General features: G+C 45.0%; 18 protein-coding genes and 1 pseudogene. 18 read left to right on the top strand and 1 reads right to left on the bottom strand.

All coding sequences use genetic code 11. The features are described 5' to 3' along the window. Positions 1-195: 195 nt before the first annotated feature. The 10 genes from RMX98_RS34650 (at position 196) to RMX98_RS34605 (ending at position 9,072) form a co-directional block, all read left to right on the top strand. Positions 196-477, top strand: coding sequence for a hypothetical protein (locus tag RMX98_RS34650; RefSeq protein ID WP_409882096.1), 282 nt, complete (start codon positions 196-198; stop codon positions 475-477). A gap of 135 nt (positions 478-612) precedes the next feature. Beyond that, on the top strand, positions 613-843 hold the full coding sequence (locus RMX98_RS34645; protein ID WP_409881888.1) for a DsbA family protein: 231 nt from the start codon (positions 613-615) through the stop codon (positions 841-843). 264 nt (positions 844-1,107) lie between these two features. Further along, positions 1,108-1,695, top strand: coding sequence for a Dps family protein (locus RMX98_RS34640; RefSeq protein ID WP_409881887.1), 588 nt, complete (start codon positions 1,108-1,110; stop codon positions 1,693-1,695). Positions 1,696-1,807: 112 nt separating this feature from the next. Continuing rightward, the gene (locus RMX98_RS34635; RefSeq protein ID WP_409881886.1) at positions 1,808-3,379 is read left to right on the top strand and encodes a GMC family oxidoreductase; all 1,572 of its coding nucleotides are present in this window, start codon (positions 1,808-1,810) and stop codon (positions 3,377-3,379) included. A gap of 119 nt (positions 3,380-3,498) precedes the next feature. Further along, positions 3,499-4,329, top strand: a complete 831-nt coding sequence (locus RMX98_RS34630) for an SDR family NAD(P)-dependent oxidoreductase (RefSeq protein ID WP_409881884.1) — start codon at positions 3,499-3,501, stop codon at positions 4,327-4,329. A gap of 300 nt (positions 4,330-4,629) precedes the next feature. Next, positions 4,630-5,061 (top strand): cupin domain-containing protein, encoded by a 432-nt coding sequence (locus RMX98_RS34625; RefSeq protein WP_409881883.1) that lies wholly within the window; start codon positions 4,630-4,632, stop codon positions 5,059-5,061. Positions 5,062-5,186: 125 nt separating this feature from the next. Then, on the top strand, positions 5,187-6,056 hold the full coding sequence (locus RMX98_RS34620) for an alpha/beta fold hydrolase (protein WP_409881882.1): 870 nt from the start codon (positions 5,187-5,189) through the stop codon (positions 6,054-6,056). Between the two features lie 94 nt (positions 6,057-6,150). Further along, on the top strand, positions 6,151-6,717 hold the full coding sequence (locus tag RMX98_RS34615) for a ferric reductase-like transmembrane domain-containing protein (protein WP_409881881.1): 567 nt from the start codon (positions 6,151-6,153) through the stop codon (positions 6,715-6,717). Positions 6,718-6,794: 77 nt separating this feature from the next. Next, positions 6,795-8,078 carry a WD40 repeat domain-containing protein gene (locus tag RMX98_RS34610; protein WP_409881880.1) on the top strand — a complete coding sequence of 428 codons (1,284 nt, stop codon included), beginning with the start codon at positions 6,795-6,797 and terminating at the stop codon, positions 8,076-8,078. Between the two features lie 73 nt (positions 8,079-8,151). Beyond that, the gene (locus RMX98_RS34605) at positions 8,152-9,072 is read left to right on the top strand and encodes an alpha/beta fold hydrolase (protein ID WP_409881879.1); all 921 of its coding nucleotides are present in this window, start codon (positions 8,152-8,154) and stop codon (positions 9,070-9,072) included. Positions 9,073-9,366: 294 nt separating this feature from the next. Here the strand turns inward: RMX98_RS34605 and RMX98_RS34600 are convergent, their stop codons facing one another. Then, a complete protein-coding gene (locus tag RMX98_RS34600; protein WP_409881878.1) occupies positions 9,367-9,630 on the bottom strand; it encodes a helix-turn-helix domain-containing protein in 264 nt (87 codons plus the stop codon). A 34-nt stretch (positions 9,631-9,664) separates the two neighbouring features. On the opposite strand from RMX98_RS34600, the gene aroQ reads away from it, so the two are divergent. The 8 genes and pseudogenes from aroQ to RMX98_RS34560 form a co-directional block, all read left to right on the top strand. Next, positions 9,665-10,258 carry a gamma subclass chorismate mutase AroQ gene (gene aroQ / locus RMX98_RS34595; protein ID WP_409881877.1) on the top strand — a complete coding sequence of 198 codons (594 nt, stop codon included), beginning with the start codon at positions 9,665-9,667 and terminating at the stop codon, positions 10,256-10,258. A gap of 265 nt (positions 10,259-10,523) precedes the next feature. Continuing rightward, entirely contained in the window at positions 10,524-11,519 is a 996-nt protein-coding gene (locus tag RMX98_RS34590) for an alpha/beta hydrolase (RefSeq protein ID WP_409881876.1), read from the top strand. Between the two features lie 532 nt (positions 11,520-12,051). Continuing rightward, complete coding sequence (locus tag RMX98_RS34585; RefSeq protein WP_409881875.1) at positions 12,052-12,264, top strand: hypothetical protein; 213 nt, start codon at positions 12,052-12,054, stop codon at positions 12,262-12,264. Next, positions 12,183-13,211 (top strand): alpha/beta fold hydrolase, encoded by a 1,029-nt coding sequence (locus tag RMX98_RS34580; RefSeq protein ID WP_409881874.1) that lies wholly within the window; start codon positions 12,183-12,185, stop codon positions 13,209-13,211. The genes RMX98_RS34585 and RMX98_RS34580 overlap by 82 nt, the downstream gene beginning before the upstream one ends. 80 nt (positions 13,212-13,291) lie before the next feature. Continuing rightward, the gene (locus tag RMX98_RS34575; protein ID WP_409881873.1) at positions 13,292-13,942 is read left to right on the top strand and encodes an MOSC domain-containing protein; all 651 of its coding nucleotides are present in this window, start codon (positions 13,292-13,294) and stop codon (positions 13,940-13,942) included. 185 nt (positions 13,943-14,127) lie between these two features. Continuing rightward, the gene (locus tag RMX98_RS34570) at positions 14,128-15,522 is read left to right on the top strand and encodes a mercuric reductase (RefSeq protein WP_409881872.1); all 1,395 of its coding nucleotides are present in this window, start codon (positions 14,128-14,130) and stop codon (positions 15,520-15,522) included. Between the two features lie 70 nt (positions 15,523-15,592). Next, complete coding sequence (locus tag RMX98_RS34565) at positions 15,593-16,543, top strand: L-lactate dehydrogenase (protein ID WP_409881871.1); 951 nt, start codon at positions 15,593-15,595, stop codon at positions 16,541-16,543. 418 nt (positions 16,544-16,961) lie between these two features. After that, positions 16,962-17,069: pseudogene (locus tag RMX98_RS34560) on the top strand (LuxR C-terminal-related transcriptional regulator); the annotation flags it as partial. Between the last annotated feature and the right edge of the window lie 195 nt (positions 17,070-17,264).

Below are 17,264 nucleotides of genomic sequence, written 5' to 3'. Positions count from 1 at the left end.
ATCAATCACTCTATTGAGTAAAAGTTTCAACTTTTAGGGGACGACAAGTTAGAGTTAATTGCATATATTTATAGACAAAGCCTCCAAAGCTTCAACAAAAGTATGTAAACGTTTAGTTGCTCACTGGCGGCGAAATCCTCTAGTTAATTGATGCCAAAGAATATTTAGAATTGGTAAAAAAGGCGGAATACAATTATGGATGTTTGGAATTTGACTAAAGGTTTAGGAGTCGTAATCGTTGGCGCAATAGCTTTCTCTGGAAACTCTGCTATTGCCAAAATCAATCAGGATGTAGCTCTAGAGAATAATCTCAACGCACCTACCTTAAACACAGCGATTAAAAAGCACAATACATTCGGAGACGATGCCCGGAAAATTAATTACAACATCAAACAAACTCAATCTCAAAATAGAAATGCTGCTCTAGATAAGAAAAAAACTTTGCTAGCAGGCTGCCGACCATTGTGGTGTATTTAAGCCTTAGAGGATGTTTGAAAAGTATTTTTGGAACTTCTGAAGCTCGAAAACCTAACCCCCCTTCCCTACAAGGGAATGGAAATTTCAAAGCCATTTTGGCCAATGCATAAAATGCTGTTCAGCCATCAATAAAAGTTGGGAAACGGCTATCTGGTAGAGTATGCCAATAATCTAGGACTTGATATTTCCCAATTTCTGCAAGATATATCTAAAAAAGTCTACATTGATCGCATCAATGAAGATATTGAAAGTGGATTATATAGTGGAGTAACGGCTGCCCCAGCACTGTTTATTAATGGAATTCGCTATCTTGATTGCTGGACTGTTGAGCAGATAATGGCAGCCATTGTTGCTGCAAATAATTAAGGTTTTTAGTGCTTATCTCAACACAGTTCAGTTAAGCTTTTTTCTCTTCCCCTGCTCCCGAAGCCTCCCCTGCTCCCCCTGACTGCCTTAACAGATAAATTTGCTTAACTGAACTGTATTGCCTTTTATCTCTCATCCAAAAGAGGTTGCCAAAGTGATTGAAGCAGCAAGTAATGCTGTGAAGTAATCCCAATTTTAAGAGAAGCATTTTCTCGGTACATACAAATAGAACAGACCTAATTATTGACTCTAGGAGATCCGATCGTGCCGACTCAAAATACAGGAATCACTGAAGTCGATCGCAGTCAACCCTTACTGCATCAACATGGATATGAAATTCAGCAGTATGGTACTCTTCGTGATTTGCCAATTGTTCTCAACCCCAGTGCCCGCAGCGAAAGCTGTGTTTTAGTCAATCAAATTTTGGCAGATACGATTATTCTCTATCACCTTTACAAGAAACATCACTGGTTGATGCGCGGACATACGTTTTATCAACTGCATCTGTTGCTTGACAAACACGCCAGCGAACAGATTGAGTTAATTGATGCACTGGGTGAACGGGTACAAACACTAGGAGGTGTGGCGATCGCTGACCCGCGTCATGTAGCAGAAGTCACTAAGATTAAGCGTCCACCCAACGGTGTTGAGGAAGTACCTGTGATGTTGTCGCGGTTACTAGAAGCCCACGAATTGATTATTGGCGAATTGAGAGTAGCGATCGATAAAACAGCAGCAAATCAAGATAGTGGCACTAACGATTTGTTAGTGAGCCAAGTCCTGCGAACCAATGAGACGCAAGTTTGGTTTCTGGCAGAACATTTGGTGGATACACCATTGGTACGCAGTTAAAATCAGCAGATCGGGTGTTGTAAATCAAATAAAGTATCTCAGCGATCGCTCTTTAAATTAGTTCATTCTTAACTCCATTTATCCATTGTAGATAACAGAGGAAGAGAACTTTATGACTAATTATGACTACATTGTAATTGGTGCAGGTTCGGCTGGTTGTGTGGTTGCCAATCGTCTAACCGAAGACAATGACACAACTGTGTTACTACTCGAAGCGGGTAATCCAGATACGAAACCAGAGATTTTCATCCCAGCGCAGTGCGTCAATCTACTAGGCTCAGAGGTGGACTGGAGCTATTTCTCTGAACCAGAACCCTTCTTGAATAATCGCAAAATCTTTTGTTCCCGTGGCAAAGTCTTGGGAGGCAGCAGTTCGATTAATTTCATGATGTATGTCCGAGGCAATCATCACGATTATGACCACTGGCAGGAGTTGGGAAATCCCGGTTGGAGTTACCAGGATGTCTTGCCTTATTTCAAGAAATCTGAACACCAGCAACGCGGTGCCTCCGCCTACCACGGAGTTGATGGGGAGTTAAGCGTTACCGATTTGATTGCGCCGACTGCAATTTCTCAACGATTTGTAGAGGCATCTGTGGCAATGGGATTTGACTACAATCCTGATTTCAACGGTACGCAGCAGGAAGGAGCCGGACTCTATCAGCAAACTATCAAAGAGGGTAAACGGCACAGCACTGCTGCTGCGTTCCTTGTGCCCATTGCCCAGCGTCGTAATTTGACCATAACGACTGGGGCATTGGTGACTCGATTGTTGTTTGAGGGAACTCGCACCGTTGGGGTGGAATATCTGCACGAGGGAATGCTGCACCAAGTCAAGGTTGAGCGGGAAGTGATTTTAAGTGCGGGCGCGTTCGATTCGCCCAAGCTGCTAATGCTTTCCGGCATTGGGGATGCAGCACACTTACAAACATTAGGGATTCCTGTTGTCGTCGATCTGCCAGGTGTTGGGCAAAACCTGCAAGACCACATTTTCTCTCCTGTGGTATACCAAGCAACTCAGGATTTACACTTTGCCAGCACCAGTAGTATCGGGGAAGCTGGATTATTTTTGCATAGCAAGTGGAATTCAACGGTTGCACCCGATTTACAGTTTCTATTCGGTTCCATTCAGCTCTTACCCCCTGGCTATGCTCCAGCAGCATTCGGATTTACGGGTGCAGTCGCTTTGACCCATCTGCAAAATATTGGTAGTGTCGGTTTGCGTTCGCCTGATCCTAAAGACACACCGATGTTGCAGATGAACTATCTGCAAAATGAAACCGATGTGAAGAAGCTGGTTGAGGGAATTAAATTAATGCGGCAATTGTTTCATAGCAACTTCTTTGATAAGTTTCGTGGTGCAGAAATTGCTCCGGGTGCTGAGGTTCAGAGTGATGAAGCACTCGTTGCTTATATCCGCAACAATTGCAACACAGTGTGGCATCCCGTTGGCACTTGCAAAATGGGCATTGATCCAATGGCAGTGGTCGATCCTGAGTTGCGGGTACATGGGGTTGAAGGATTGCGAGTTGTTGATGCCTCCATCATGCCAACAATCACCACAGGAAATACGAATGCACCGACCATCATGATTGGTGAAAAAGCAGCTGATTTAATTAAAGCAGGTCGCACAGCACGAACGGTTCTCAGCAAATCTAACGTCCAAAATCCGGCGTATTCATAAGACCTCGCGGTATACGGAAAACTGTAAAGGAATACACAATGGCACTGATTACAACACCATTCGGACGACATTCCACCGCCGCCGAGGTCGTAGAAGGAATTGATCTTTCCGGCAAGCGGGTGATCGTTACGGGAGCCGCATCGGGCATCGGCTTAGAAACGGCGCGGGCACTGGCTCAAACTGGAGCGATCGTCACACTAGCTGTGCGTAATACCGATGCTGGAGCGCAAGTCGCGGCTGACATTATGGCTACTACTGGGAACCGGAATATTCATGTTGCTTTGCTTGATTTAAGCGATCGCAACTCAATTGCTAAGTTCATTGCTGCCTGGCGTGAGCCTCTGCACATCCTCGTTAATAATGCAGGGGTAATGGCACTGCCCGAACAGCGCACACCCGAAGGCTGGGAGATGCAATTTGCCACTAACTATCTCGGACACTTTGCCCTAGCGCTCGGACTACACGACGCTCTCGCTGCCGAGGGTGCTGCCCGTATCGTGGTGGTTAGTTCTAGCGGACACCTGATGTCGCCCATTGTGTTCGATGATATTCACTTCATGTTCCGTCCTTACGATCCGTGGTTGGCGTATGGACAGTCCAAGACTGCAAGCATCCTCTTTGCTGTGGGTGCTACTGCGCGCTGGTTCAAGGATGGCATTACCGCTAATGCCCTGATGCCAGGAGCGATCGCAACCAACCTCCAGCGTCATACGGGCAGTCTTAGAACCCCACCTGAGCGGCAGAAGACAATAGCGCAGGGTGCGGCAACTTCCGTTCTGTTGGCAACCTCTGGGCTACTAAAGGGTGTTGGCGGACGCTATTTCGAGGACTGCAATGAAGCCACTCTCGTCACCAACGGGAACGGCTATATGAGCGGAGTTGCCCCCTACGCCCTGAACCCAGACAATGCCGATCGGCTCTGGAATGAATCGTTGCGCCTGCTCGCTTGACCTGGCAGTAACAGTGAACTTCACGCTGTTGATGAACGAATTGCCGATCGTAAGCCTGCCAGCCTTTCGTCCATCATGCCCACGATCGCCACGCGAAATACCAACGTACCCACTATCATGATTGCTGAGAAGGCAGCAGATTTAATTAAAGCGGAGCCTACCTCACAAAGTCTTCCCAACAAGCTTAATGTTAAAAATTTGTCACACTTGTCTATCTAAAAACGGCATGAACGCCTGCCTTATCTGAACCGCAAACTTGAGCATTCGTAACACAATTCATTCATTAGAAGCATCTATTCCATGACAAAATCATTCTGGCTTCTTGGTTCTCGCCTTACTATCCTCGCCGATCACACCACGACTGACGGTAAATACGACCTGATTGAGGGCTATTTCACTCCAGGTACACAGACTCCACCCCATCGCCATACACGCTATTCCGAACAACTTTATGTGCTGGAAGGAGAGTTTACTGTCTGGGCAGGTAAGAACAAGGTTGTGCTAGGTGTTGGTGAAAGCTTCTTCATCCCGCCTAACACCATTCATGTAGTCGCCGCACTTAGCGATAAACCAGCTCGCGGGTTGGTTGTTGCTGCGCCTAGTGCCTTTGCTCAACTAATAGAAGCAGCAGGGACGCTAAACGAGAATGAGAAAACTGACTTGGCATTATTCATGCGCGTCTCTAGCGAAATTGGCGATGAAACTCTGGGTGCGCCCGGAGATATCCCTTAGAGATCACTTAGGGAACTCCAAAAAATAAATTATCCAATTTGTCTACTCAACTAAACTTCTTTCTTCCTTGTCCCTTTGCTATGGAATATTTTTTTACTTGGAAGTCCCTTACAAGGAGTAATCCCATGACGACATATCGCACAGTTTCCATCGATGGTTTAGATATCTTCTACCGTGAAGCGGGTTCCCGTGATAATCCAACGATTCTGTTATTGCACGGCTTCCCAACGTCATCTCACATGTTCCGTAATCTCATCCCTGCCCTGGCTGATAAATTCCATCTTGTTGCGCCTGACTATCCGGGTTACGGCAACAGTTCGATGCCAACTGTAAATGAATTTGATTACACGTTCGATCGCTTGGCTGAGATTGTGGAAAAATTCATTGCTGCGATCGCTCTCAAAAAGTACAGCCTTTATGTGATGGATTATGGTGCGCCGATTGGCTATCGGATTGCAGCTAAATATCCAGAGCGCGTGCAATCTTTGATTGTTCAAAATGGCAATGCTTACGAGGAAGGTCTACGCGAATTCTGGGAACCAATTAAGGCATACTGGCAAGAGCGATCGCCTGAGAATGCTGAAAAGCTCAAATATCTTGTCACCCTGGAAGCGACGAAGTGGCAATATACCAATGGTGTTCGCAATTTAGAAGCAATTAGTCCCGATACCTGGACTATCGATCAACATTTCCTCGATCGCCCCGGCAACGGTGAGATTCAACTGGCACTGCTGTATAGCTATGGTACGAATCCACCGCTCTATCCCCAATGGCAGGAGTATTTTCGCCAGTATCAACCCCCTACCCTGATTGTTTGGGGCAAGAACGACTACATCTTTCCTGCTGACGGTGCTTATCCCTACCGGCGTGACTTGAAAGACGTTGAGTTCCATCTACTCGATACCGGACATTTTGCCCTGGAAGAGGATGGGGATGCGATCGCAAACTATATCGATCAATTTCTCACATCACGGCTGCAATCCGTTCTCGCCTGATCGCTGGAAATGATGGATTAAACCAATTCTCTAAAAAAATAAAAAATACCCACCTTTGTAAGGGCTTTTAGTGAAAAATTAAGGAGGATTGGTCATGGGAGCAATCGATACAGCACCGTTAGAAAACAGCCTGGGATTTTTAGCTTTAGGAGCTTATATTCTCACCTTAATGCCTACGAATCTCAGAATCATTTTTCCTCAAACTAAACAAACGAACCTTCCCAAATGGCTGTTAAAATATCGACGACTTATCGGTATTCTGGCTTTCTGCTTGGCTTTGCTTCACGCTTTCCTCTTAGTGAAAAAGAGAGACCTTGATTTTTTAGATCCCAATACTTATTGGATTTATATCCAAGGTATATCTACCTTCATAATTTTTACCCTATTGGCAATTACTTCTAATGAGTGGAGTGTCAAAAGACTGAAAAAAAATTGGAAGCGATTACATACCCTGACTTACTTAGCTATGTTCCTGCTCACTTGGCACATTTGGGACAAAATGTCAGAGCATTGGAGCTATTTAACCCCGATTGCGCTAGTAGGGATTGTCACAACAACCCTTTTATTTCTAATGCGACGTTGGATTGAACATCGGAATAAACAACAAAAAGCGAAAGGAAAAGCGTTCTCATCTCAAATTCCAGAAAAAATTACTCTATAGTACCGCTAGTCTCTGACACCGTAACGCAGTGGGTGCAAGCCAGATTATTCTCCCACTCGCACAAGGAATGTCCTGTTATGAGATTGAAACAAATTACCTGGAAATCTTCAGCAGCATTGGCAATCAGCACCTTAACGATCTTGGTTGGTGGTAGCAGTTGTGTTAGCCTATTCTTCCACTTCCGAAACGCTAGTAGTTCGCCAAGGGAACTTGGCGGGGTAAAGGGGAAAGGGGAAAGGGGAAAGGTTTTAAATCCCTTACCCTTTACCCCCGCCCCTTTACCCAGTCCTCACCCAGCATTTTTGGGTTGGCAGACCACTAGTAGTACGCCAAGTTCCCTTGGCGGGGTAAAGGGGAAGGGGGAATGGGGAAAGGTTTTAAATCCCTTCCCCTTTACCCCTTACCCTTTCCCCAGTCCTCACCAATCAAAGTTGGCTTGCCAGACTACTAGTGTTGCTACTACCTCTGTTGCAACCACTCAACCCTTACGCTCTGTCCAAGGAAATTCGACTTGGGTTTACGCTCTTGCAATCAGCCCTGATGGACGCTTCCTCGCCAGTGGCAGTTACGATAAAAAAATTAAAATTTGGGATCTGCCTAGTAACACCTTACTCTATACTTTAGAAGGACACGGCGATGCAGTGGTAAGCCTTGCCATCAGTCCAGATAGCAAGCTGCTCGCTAGTGGCAGTTGGGATAACCGAATTAAACTCTGGAATTTAGAGACGGGACAACTGCTTCGTACCCTAGATGGCCATACAGATGATGTCGAAGCCGTTGCCATCAGCCCCAACGGAAAGTGGTTAGCCAGTGGTAGTGCTGACGCAACCATCCGCATCTGGAACGTGCAGACTGGCGTACAAGTTCATCAGTTATCGGACGGGAAGTGGGTAAGAACTGTTGCTTTTAGTCCTGATGGGCAGACTTTAGCTAGTGGCAATGAGGATGGTACACTCAAAATTTGGCGGCTCATGGATGATGCTGTTTTAAAAACCCTGAATGCTCATTCACAAGCCGTGCGATCGGTGACTTTTAGCCCTGATGGACGGATTTTAGTCAGTGGCAGTGTTGATGGAACAGTTAAACTCTGGCAAATGCCTACTGGTAAATTGTTGCACTCCCTAATTGGACATGATGGGGTTGTGTGGTCAGTGGCTTTCAGTCCTGATGGCAAGAGATTAGCTAGTGGTAGCAATGATAGCACTATCAAGTTATGGGGGTTGCCTGAAGGCAAACTCTTGGAGAATTTGATCGGGCACAAGGGAGGTGTGCGGTCAGTAGTTTTCAGTCCGCATGGAAACATGATAGCTAGCAGCAGTGCCGACAAAACCATCAAAATCTGGTCTCTTCCTAAAGAGTGAAAAAAAAACTTTTAGAAACAAGATTAACTATTTCTGATTCTGTTGAACGGTTTAAATTCAAAAGAGTAAACGCATGACCACTTATCGCACAGTATCGATCGATGGTTTGGATATCTTTTATCGTGAAGCCGGTTCTCGCGATCGCCCGACGATTCTGCTATTGCACGGCTTTCCAACCTCGTCTCACATGTTCCGCAATCTAATCCCGGCGTTGGCGGATCAATTCCATCTGATTGCACCTGATTATCCTGGCTTTGGCTATAGTTCCATGCCAACGGTGGATGAGTTTGATTACACCTTTGATCGCCTTGCCGACGTGATGGCAGGCTTTGTCGATGCGATCGGACTGAAACACTATAGTCTTTATTTAATGGATTATGGTGCTCCCATTGGCTATCGATTGGCAACGCAGTATCCAGAGCGGATTGAAACACTGATTGTGCAAAATGGCAATGCCTACGAGGAGGGACTTGGTGATTTCTGGAAGCCAATGCGCGCTTTTTGGCAGAATAAGACACCCGAAAATAGCGATCGCGTGCGACAAGCTCTGGCAAGCAAAGGCACAAAATGGTATTACATTACTGGAGCCAGGAATTTAGAAAACCTCAGTCCTGATACCTGGACTCTGGATCGGGCACTCCTTGATCGCCCTGGCAATATAGATATTCAATTGGCATTAAAATACGACTACCAGTCCAATGTACAGTTATATCCACAATGGCAAGCTTATTTGCGCCAATATCAACCACCCACGCTAATTGTATGGGGCAAAAATGACCAGGGCTTTTTAGTCGAGGGAACTTATGCCTACAAACGCGATTTAAAAAACCTGGAGTTTCATTTGTTTGATACGGGACACTTTGCTCTGGAAGAAGATGGGGAAGCGATCGCAGACCATATTCGTCGCTTTCTGACCACTCACGTTGTAGAGAACACCAAGCTAACCCCTAGTAGTTCGCCAAGGGAATTTAGCGGGGAAAAGGTTAAGGGGTAAGGGGGAAAGGTTTTAAATCCCTTACCATGAGTCCCTTTCCCCTTTACCCAGCCCTCACAAGCGCATTTTTGGGTTGGCAGAGTACTAGTAACAAATAGTTTTGGCTCTTAAACGATGTCGCTAAAAAGTGATTGTCATTCTACAAATACTATTGATTGAGATTAAAAATGAAATTTACGCCCATTTGACTACTCTTTCTCCGTTACAACAGCGTATTCTTGTTTTGCTTAGGTTTCCGACTACTATTTACACCCAACTTGGTGGTCAATCTTTTACCCCTGAGTAGCCTTTCTTCTAACTCCGAAAAAACGCGCGAACCGGGAGTAACCAGTCAGAACTTAATTTGACCGAGCGTTCTTGTTCTAATTTTTGGGCTAATTGAACGCTGTTGTATCTACGTGGTTTTTTCTCTAAACATTCTTCTAAGAACACTATGTCAGCTTCCAACCACCTTAATTTTCCTCCCCGCCTTGGTTTAGACCACAGTCCCTCCAACCCTAGCTTTTCCCATCTATGCAACACTTCTCGCACAGTTTGTGCAGTCCAATCAATTATCATGATAATTTTGTTTGGGCTTTTTTCCAGTAGTAGAGTGGTCGCTGCTAGCTTCAAATCAGATTTTACTGCCAATAATTTTGGGTTGTTACAATCAGTAAATCCTCAAGGTATCACAAGTGCAGAGCAACAATTACGTGTAGATAAATTACTAAAATTGATCCAGCAGCGATTGCTAATTGCACATGATGTAGCCCGGTGGAAATGGAATCATAAACGTCCTATCGAGGATAGAAAGCGGGAACAAGAGTTATTATTAAAGGCTAGGCAACAAGCAACAATTTATAGCCTAGATCCCGATATGGTTGCAGCATTTTTTCAATCACAAATAGAAGCAGGAAAACTTATCCAAGCAGTTGATTTTCAAACCTGGCAAAAGCAAGGAATTAAATCTTTTCCTCACGTGCCAGACTTAAACCAAATATTGCGACCATCTTTAGATAAATTAAACACAGAATTCCTTTTTTCTTTAACAGAACTGACTCAATTTCTAAGTTGTCCGCAGATACAAGAATTAATAAAGTCACGTTCCCAGGTGATTATTCAGGGAGATGGTATTGTCAAACAAGTGCAGTCTATTGCAATTTCACCCCTACTGCAATTTCAAAGCACTTCTTCTTGCAGCATTTAAAGAAATCACACTGCTGCTGATTGAGGTAAAAAATGAAGTTTATGCTCATTTAATAGCTCTTTCACCCTTACAGCAGTATATTCTTGTTTTGCTTGGATTCCCGATTACTATTTATACTCAACTTGGCGATCAATTTTTTACTCCTAAGTAGACTTTTTTAGGAGTTAGAAAAAAGTCAGCAAACTGGCAGTTATTAAGCAGCAGTGTTAAATCAATTAACATAACATCTCAACAGGTTGTTTACAATTTATTAAAGGAGAATATCATGGTTGCTCAAGCAAACTCGCAAGCAGCAAAAATTTTGGAAGTTGCGGATGATCCACGTCTTTCCAAAGGAACGAAGGAATTTTTGAAATTGCTAAATTCAGGGGGTGTGGCGCTGGAGAAACTCACTCCACTCGAAGCACGCCAAGTTCTTGTGGATGCACAGGTTTCGGTTTCAGTAGACCTTTCAGGCATTGAAGAGTCTGAAAAAACGATTACTGCTGAGGGTTATTCAATTGCCCTCAATATTGTACGACCTGAAGGGGTCAAAGGCATATTGCCTGTTTTCATCTTTATTCATGGTGGTGGTTGGGTGCTGGGTGATTACCCAACACACAAGCGCATGGTTCGCGATCTGGTTGTGCTTTCAGGGTTTGCAGGTGTCTTTGTCAACTATACTCGCACACCAGATGCTCAGTACCCACAGGCAATCAATGAGATTTATGCTGCGACCAAATGGGTTGCCGAGCATGGTGAGGAGATTGGGGTGGATGGCAAGAATTTGGCAGTTGTTGGCAACAGTGTTGGCGGCAACATGACAACTGTCACTGCTTTGAAGGCGAAAGAAAAAGGAGGGCCACACATTAAGCTGCAAATCCTGATGTGGCCGATTGTAGATGCTGATTTTGACACAAATTCTTATCACCAATTTGGCGATCAGCGTTTTCTGACTGTACCAACGATGAAGTGGATGTATGATATGTACATCGCTGACCCAGAAAAGCGCAAAGACATTTATGCTTCTCCCCTACAGGCGACGGTTGAGCAACTCAAAGACTTGCCTCCGGCGTTAATTGTGGTTGCAGAGAGCGATATCTTGCATGACGAAGGTACAGCCTATGGACGCAAGCTCGATGAAGCTGGGGTGGAGGTGACAACAGTGCAGTACAACGGCATGATTCATGACTTCGGACTACTGAATGGTTTAGCTGAGTTGCCAGAAACCCGTTCTCTGTTTGTTCAAGCTGCTGCCCAATTGAAGAAATATCTGCAATAGGATGCAGAGAGGAATGGCACGCTTGTTAAGCTGAATGGTAGGCAGCGTAAGGATGCTCCAGGGGCAGGGGTGCAGAGGAGAATTTCTAAATATCCGAACGCAATACCTAAAACTTCTTGTTTCTCCCCTGCTGCTTTGCTCCGGTTGTTGAGCGTAGTCGAAACACTGCACCCCTGCTGCCTCAACGATTTTCCCTTTTCTTAGTGCCATTCGATGCAGAGAGGGATACGCAAAGAGGGGAAGACACGATGACGCAAAGAGCTAAAAAATTGATTAAGAGTCTCTGCGATTTAACGACGGCAAACCCGCCGACGTAGCGGTACACAGCTGCTTTTCCTGCCATGTGAGTGTCAAAGCTCGCGACTTTGCCTTTACGCATTACGCGCCTTGAATGCCGAAGGTGCGTTACCCAACATCGTGAGTTTCAGCAAGTTTTGTGACACCGAGATGTCAGGCAGCACATCTGAAGCTAACCTCCTACCAGTCCTGCTACGCACGAATGTGCGGTAGTCCAACGACTTTGGAAACATGAATGTCCGAAGAAGTCAACTATCAAACTAAAGAAATTAACAAATGTCTGAAAGAATCAACTATCATCGCCGTCGCTTTTGGGCATTGCGTTCCGCCCGATCGCCTCATCCACCAATTCAATGAACAAATCCCATGCTCAAAGCAATTAAACACAACCGCCGCCGCTTTCTGGGAACGGCGGCAGCAAGCATTTTCACAGAAATGGCACTCATAGGTACCGCAGACGCAAGCTTCGACAAGTCCAAACGATCTGAATTTAAGTTTACTCCGATCAAGCAGATCAAAGCGGGTGTCCTCGACATCGGTTACTACGAAACAGGACCGAGCGATGGATCTCCGGTGTTGCTGCTGCATGGATTCCCGTATTCCATCGATAGCTACATTGACGTTGCACCAATGCTTGCTGCACGCGGATGTCGGGTGATTGTTCCCTACCTGCGGGGACATGCTTCAACCCGTTTTCTCGACAGCGCCACACCACGCTCCGGGCAGCAAGCCGCAATTGGTGTTGATGCGATCGCCTTGATGGATGCATTGCATCTGAAACGTGCTGTGCTTGCTGGCTATGACTGGGGTGGACGAGCTGCTTGTGTTGTTGCGGCTCTCTGGCCTGAACGATGCACAGGTCTGGTGTCCGTCAATAGCTACCTGATCCAGGATATTGCCAAAGCAGGGCTGCCACTTTCACCCGCGATCGAATCCGGGATCTGGTATCAATACTATTTCCAGACCGAACGCGGGCGCGCCGGACTGACGGCTAACAGACGTGAGATTGCGAGGATTCTCTGGACTCGCAATTCGCCGAACTGGCACTTTGACGAGGCAATGCTCGATCAACACGCCAGCGCCTTCGACAACCCCGATTATGTGGAGGTCGTCATTCATTCCTACCGCCATCGCCTTGGACTTGCTGGCGGCTATCCCATGTATGAGGAACTTGAGCAGCGACTCGCCGCTCAACCGATCATTACGGTGCCGACGATCACACTGGACGGGGACGCAGATGGTGTCGTGCCATCAACCGATGGGAAATCGACGGCAGCGAAGTTTAGTGGCGAACGTCAGCATCGGGTCATTCCAAACGTCGGTCATAACTTGCCCCAGGAAGATCCTAAAGCATTCGCAACTGCGGTCTGGGAACTTGCATCAAAGAAACGTTAATGGCTTCTTTGGAGCGAGGACTCTGCGCTGTTTCACCTTTAAATGGATCATAATACAAACTGACCCAATTCAAAATTCTTATGAAACTCATCTCTGTAAACATCGGACTGCCGCGTGAAGTAACCTGGAAAGGGAAAATAGTTAGCACTGGAATTTTTAAAGAACCAGTTAGCGATCGCGTTATGGTGCGCGTACTCAATTTAGACGGTGATGGGCAAGCCGATCTCACCGTTCATGGCGGAGCAGACAAAGCAGTCTATGTCTATCCGTTCGAGCATTACGATTACTGGCGAGGTGAATTGCCTGACACAGAGCTACCGCTAGGCATCTTTGGTGAAAATTTTACGACTACTGGCCTCAGAGAAGAAGAACTGAACATTGGGGATTGTTTTCATATCGGCACTGTAAAATTGATGGTTACACAACCTCGCCTACCCTGTTACAAACTTGGGATTCGCTTTGGACGAGCGGATATGGTGAAACGATTTCTTATAAGTCGTCGAACCGGATTTTACTTTCGTGTTTTGCAAGAGGGGGAAGTCGGAGCCGGAGACACTTTAGAGTTAGTGAGTCGGGATGACAACAATATTACTGTTGCTAATATCACTCAGCTTTATACTCGTGAGCAGAACAATCCAGAGTTACTTCACCAAGCTGCTCAACTTGAAGCCTTACCCGAAAGCTGGCGCGACTACTTCCAGGAGCAAAGTCGTCGTCAGGATATGAAATAGATGCTGTCTTGCATTCAGCAACGCTGTTCTTCTAGCAGGTGTTATGCACTTTTTTTAAACCCAGTTAGAGCAAGCATCTTGAGTTACGCTCGCCAAATATATCATCGTTAAAACTTTCTCAGAAAGCTAATCTTTTTTGAAGTTAATAACACCTGATAAACATCGTATTCACAAACTCAAAAGATATGGAAGTGGACATTCAACACTATGACGATATTATTATCGGCGGCGGCAAAGCGGGTAAAACACTTGCACCAGCGCTGGTTGTTGACGGACGTAAAACTGCTCTGGTTGAACGCAGTTTAAATATGATTGGTGGCGGGTGCATTAATATTGCCTGCATTCCTACTAAAACTATGGTGGCGAGTGCCAATGTGGCAAACACAGTGCGAAATAGTAGCGTTTATGGGGTTCAAAGCAACACACCCACCGTTAATTTAGCAGAGGTGATCCAACGAAAACGATCAGTTGTGCAATCTGCGCGTGAAATGAACTTGCACAATTTAGAAACGGCTCTCGATAGCAACTTGATCATTGGCGAAGCAAGGTTTGTTGCTCCCAAAACGATCGCAGTAACGACGACTGAGGGAAACAATCGCTTACTTACCGCCGAACGCTTATTTATTAATACAGGCACACGACCGTTAATTCCATCCATTCCCGGACTGACTGAAGTTGAGTTTTTAACCAGTGAGTCGATTATGGAGCTAGAACACCTACCCGAACACCTGATCGTTCTCGGTAGTGGCTATATTGGTTTAGAGTTTGCCCAGATGTTTCGACGCTTTGGCTCTGGCGTTACTGTTATTGGGCAAAGTGAGCAAATCTTGTCACAGCATGATCCAGATATAGCGATCGCAGTTCAAAGGTTGCTGGAACGAGATGGCATTGAATTCTTGCTGAAGGCGAAGGTGTTGAGAGTTGATCGCACTGATAATGAAACCATCCTGCAAATCCAAGTTGGCGATCGTGAAATCACCCTCAAAGGGTCGCATTTGCTCGTCGCCGTTGGTCGTGCGCCCAATACCGAGAGCTTAAATTTAGCTGCTGCTGGTGTGGCAACCGATACACGCGGTTTTATTCAAGTTAACGATCGCTTAGAGACGAATATTCCAGGGATTTGGGCGTTAGGCGACATCAACGGCGGCCCGCAATACACTCATATATCGCTCGATGATTATCGCATTATCAAAGCTAATTTAATTGATGGGGGCAACCGCAGTACAGGCGATCGATTGGTTCCATCGTGTCTATTCATCGATCCAGAACTGGCTCATGTGGGTTTGACTCAAACCCAAGCACAGCAACAAGGATATGCGATCCGTGTGGCGAAGGTGGATGCATTAGCCGTTCCCAGAGCGAGAACACTCGGTCAAACCGATGGACTTTTGAAGGCGATCGTTAATGCAGATACAGGTCGGATTCTAGGGTGTTCCCTGTTGTGTCATGAAGCAGGTGAAGTGATTTCAACAGTGCAGATGGTGATGCAAGCTCAGATGCCCTACACTGTTCTGCGCGATGGTATTTTGACTCATCCCACAATGACCGAAGGGTTAAATATATTGTTTTCCAAGTTGTAAGGAGAGCAATTGTAGACCCAAGGATTTACCAGACAAACGACATTTCACTCTTGAAAAAAGTAGATATAGCATGATGAGTAAAACATCTAAAGTCGGTATTATTGGTGCAGGTAATGTAGGTGCAAACGTTGCAAATGCTTTAGTTTTACTCGGTAGATGTGTAAGGGTTGTCCTTTTTGACCGAACCTTATCAAAAGCTGAAGGACAAGTATGGGACATTGAAGACAGCATTCCCCTACTTAAAGAGATGGAGATTATACCATCCAATCAGTATGAAGACTTAGCTGATTCAGATATCATTGTTGTGACTGCTGGGGTGCAGCCAAAACAAGGACAGACCCGATTAGACACATTGAGCGACAATGCAGAGATTATACGTTCGACAATCAAAGAATTGGATCGAGTTGCACCGAATTCAATCGTACTTATCATTAGTAATCCAGTGGATGTACTCACGCGGATTGCGATCGCTACTTCTACCAGAGCAGAAAACCTAATTTTCGGTTCGGGAACCGTTCTTGATACTGCTAGACTAAGATATCAACTTGGAAAGCGACTGAATGTTGCAAAACAAGACGTTCATGCTTATGTGATTGGAGAGCATGGAGACAGTGAATTTGTCGTTTGGTCTAGTGCATTTATTGGGGGAATTCTGTTAACTGAATTTCCGATACCACAAGGAGCAACGCTAGAACAAATTCAGCAAGAGTACGCACAGTTAACTCGTAAACGAGGCTATAACATTTTTGAACGCAAAGGAAATACAAGCTATGGTATATCAACAGTAGTTTGTCAGTTAGTTGATACCATCCTGCGGGATGAAAAACAGATATTTCCAGTGTCAGCCAGAGCAGATTCTAACTATGGAATTGGCAGTGAAATTGTTCTTGGACTTCCATGTATCATTGGCACAACAGGTATTGAGCGCCAACTGCTGTTATCAAGAAATGCCCATGAACAACGCTTATTAGAAGAATCAGCCAACAAACTCAATGAAGCCTATAATTTTTTGCATAATTAAAATTAATTGGGTGCGGCTATGGTTGAAAATACAGTATCCTCAACAATAGCTTTGCCAAAATAAGAACCTACAAAAATTTGGAAAAAAACATCAAAATGATCCATACATAAGCGTTTAAGTTAGGAAGCTTTGTTAGTACTTCGTTGTCAAGAATTGATGAAACAACATGATTTCATCTCTGGTCTAACTTGCTACCACTGGTGGTCAAAAACAAGGACAGCTTAATTATAAGTGTTCATCCGAACTTGATATTAGCTATTTTAGGATGATTGAATTTACAGACTATAGCCTAGCCATACAAAGGCTTTGAGTGTTTTCGGAGATGTCTATTCAAAGAATTTAGGATTTCTCTTGATTAGAGGCTGTAAACCATTGGTTTACAATTTTGTGATCGAGAACCTCTGACAATCATTAGTAAGGAATGAGTAATTTAGAAATTAGCATTACTTTGAGTATCGGTGAAAGCACCGTCAAATCTCACGTTAATCGAATTTTAAGTAAGTTGGGAGTGAGCGATCGCACATAAGCCGTGATTATTGCTGTTAAACGAGGGATTGTCAATTTGTAAGGAAGTTGTACTAAAGTTCAAATTTAGATTCCAACTTTAGTTGGAGCCAAGATTCCATTTATATATGGACTGATTTATCAATCACTCTATTGAGTAAAAGTTTCAACTTTTAGGGGACGACAAGTTAGAGTTAATTGCATATATTTATAGACA

It is taken from the genome of Nostoc sp. DedQUE02 (genome assembly GCF_034531035.1).
Lineage (GTDB): Bacteria > Cyanobacteriota > Cyanobacteriia > Cyanobacteriales > Nostocaceae > Nostoc.
The sequence above is the reverse complement of the archived record's forward strand: the minus strand, read 5'-3'. Positions and strand labels throughout refer to the sequence as shown.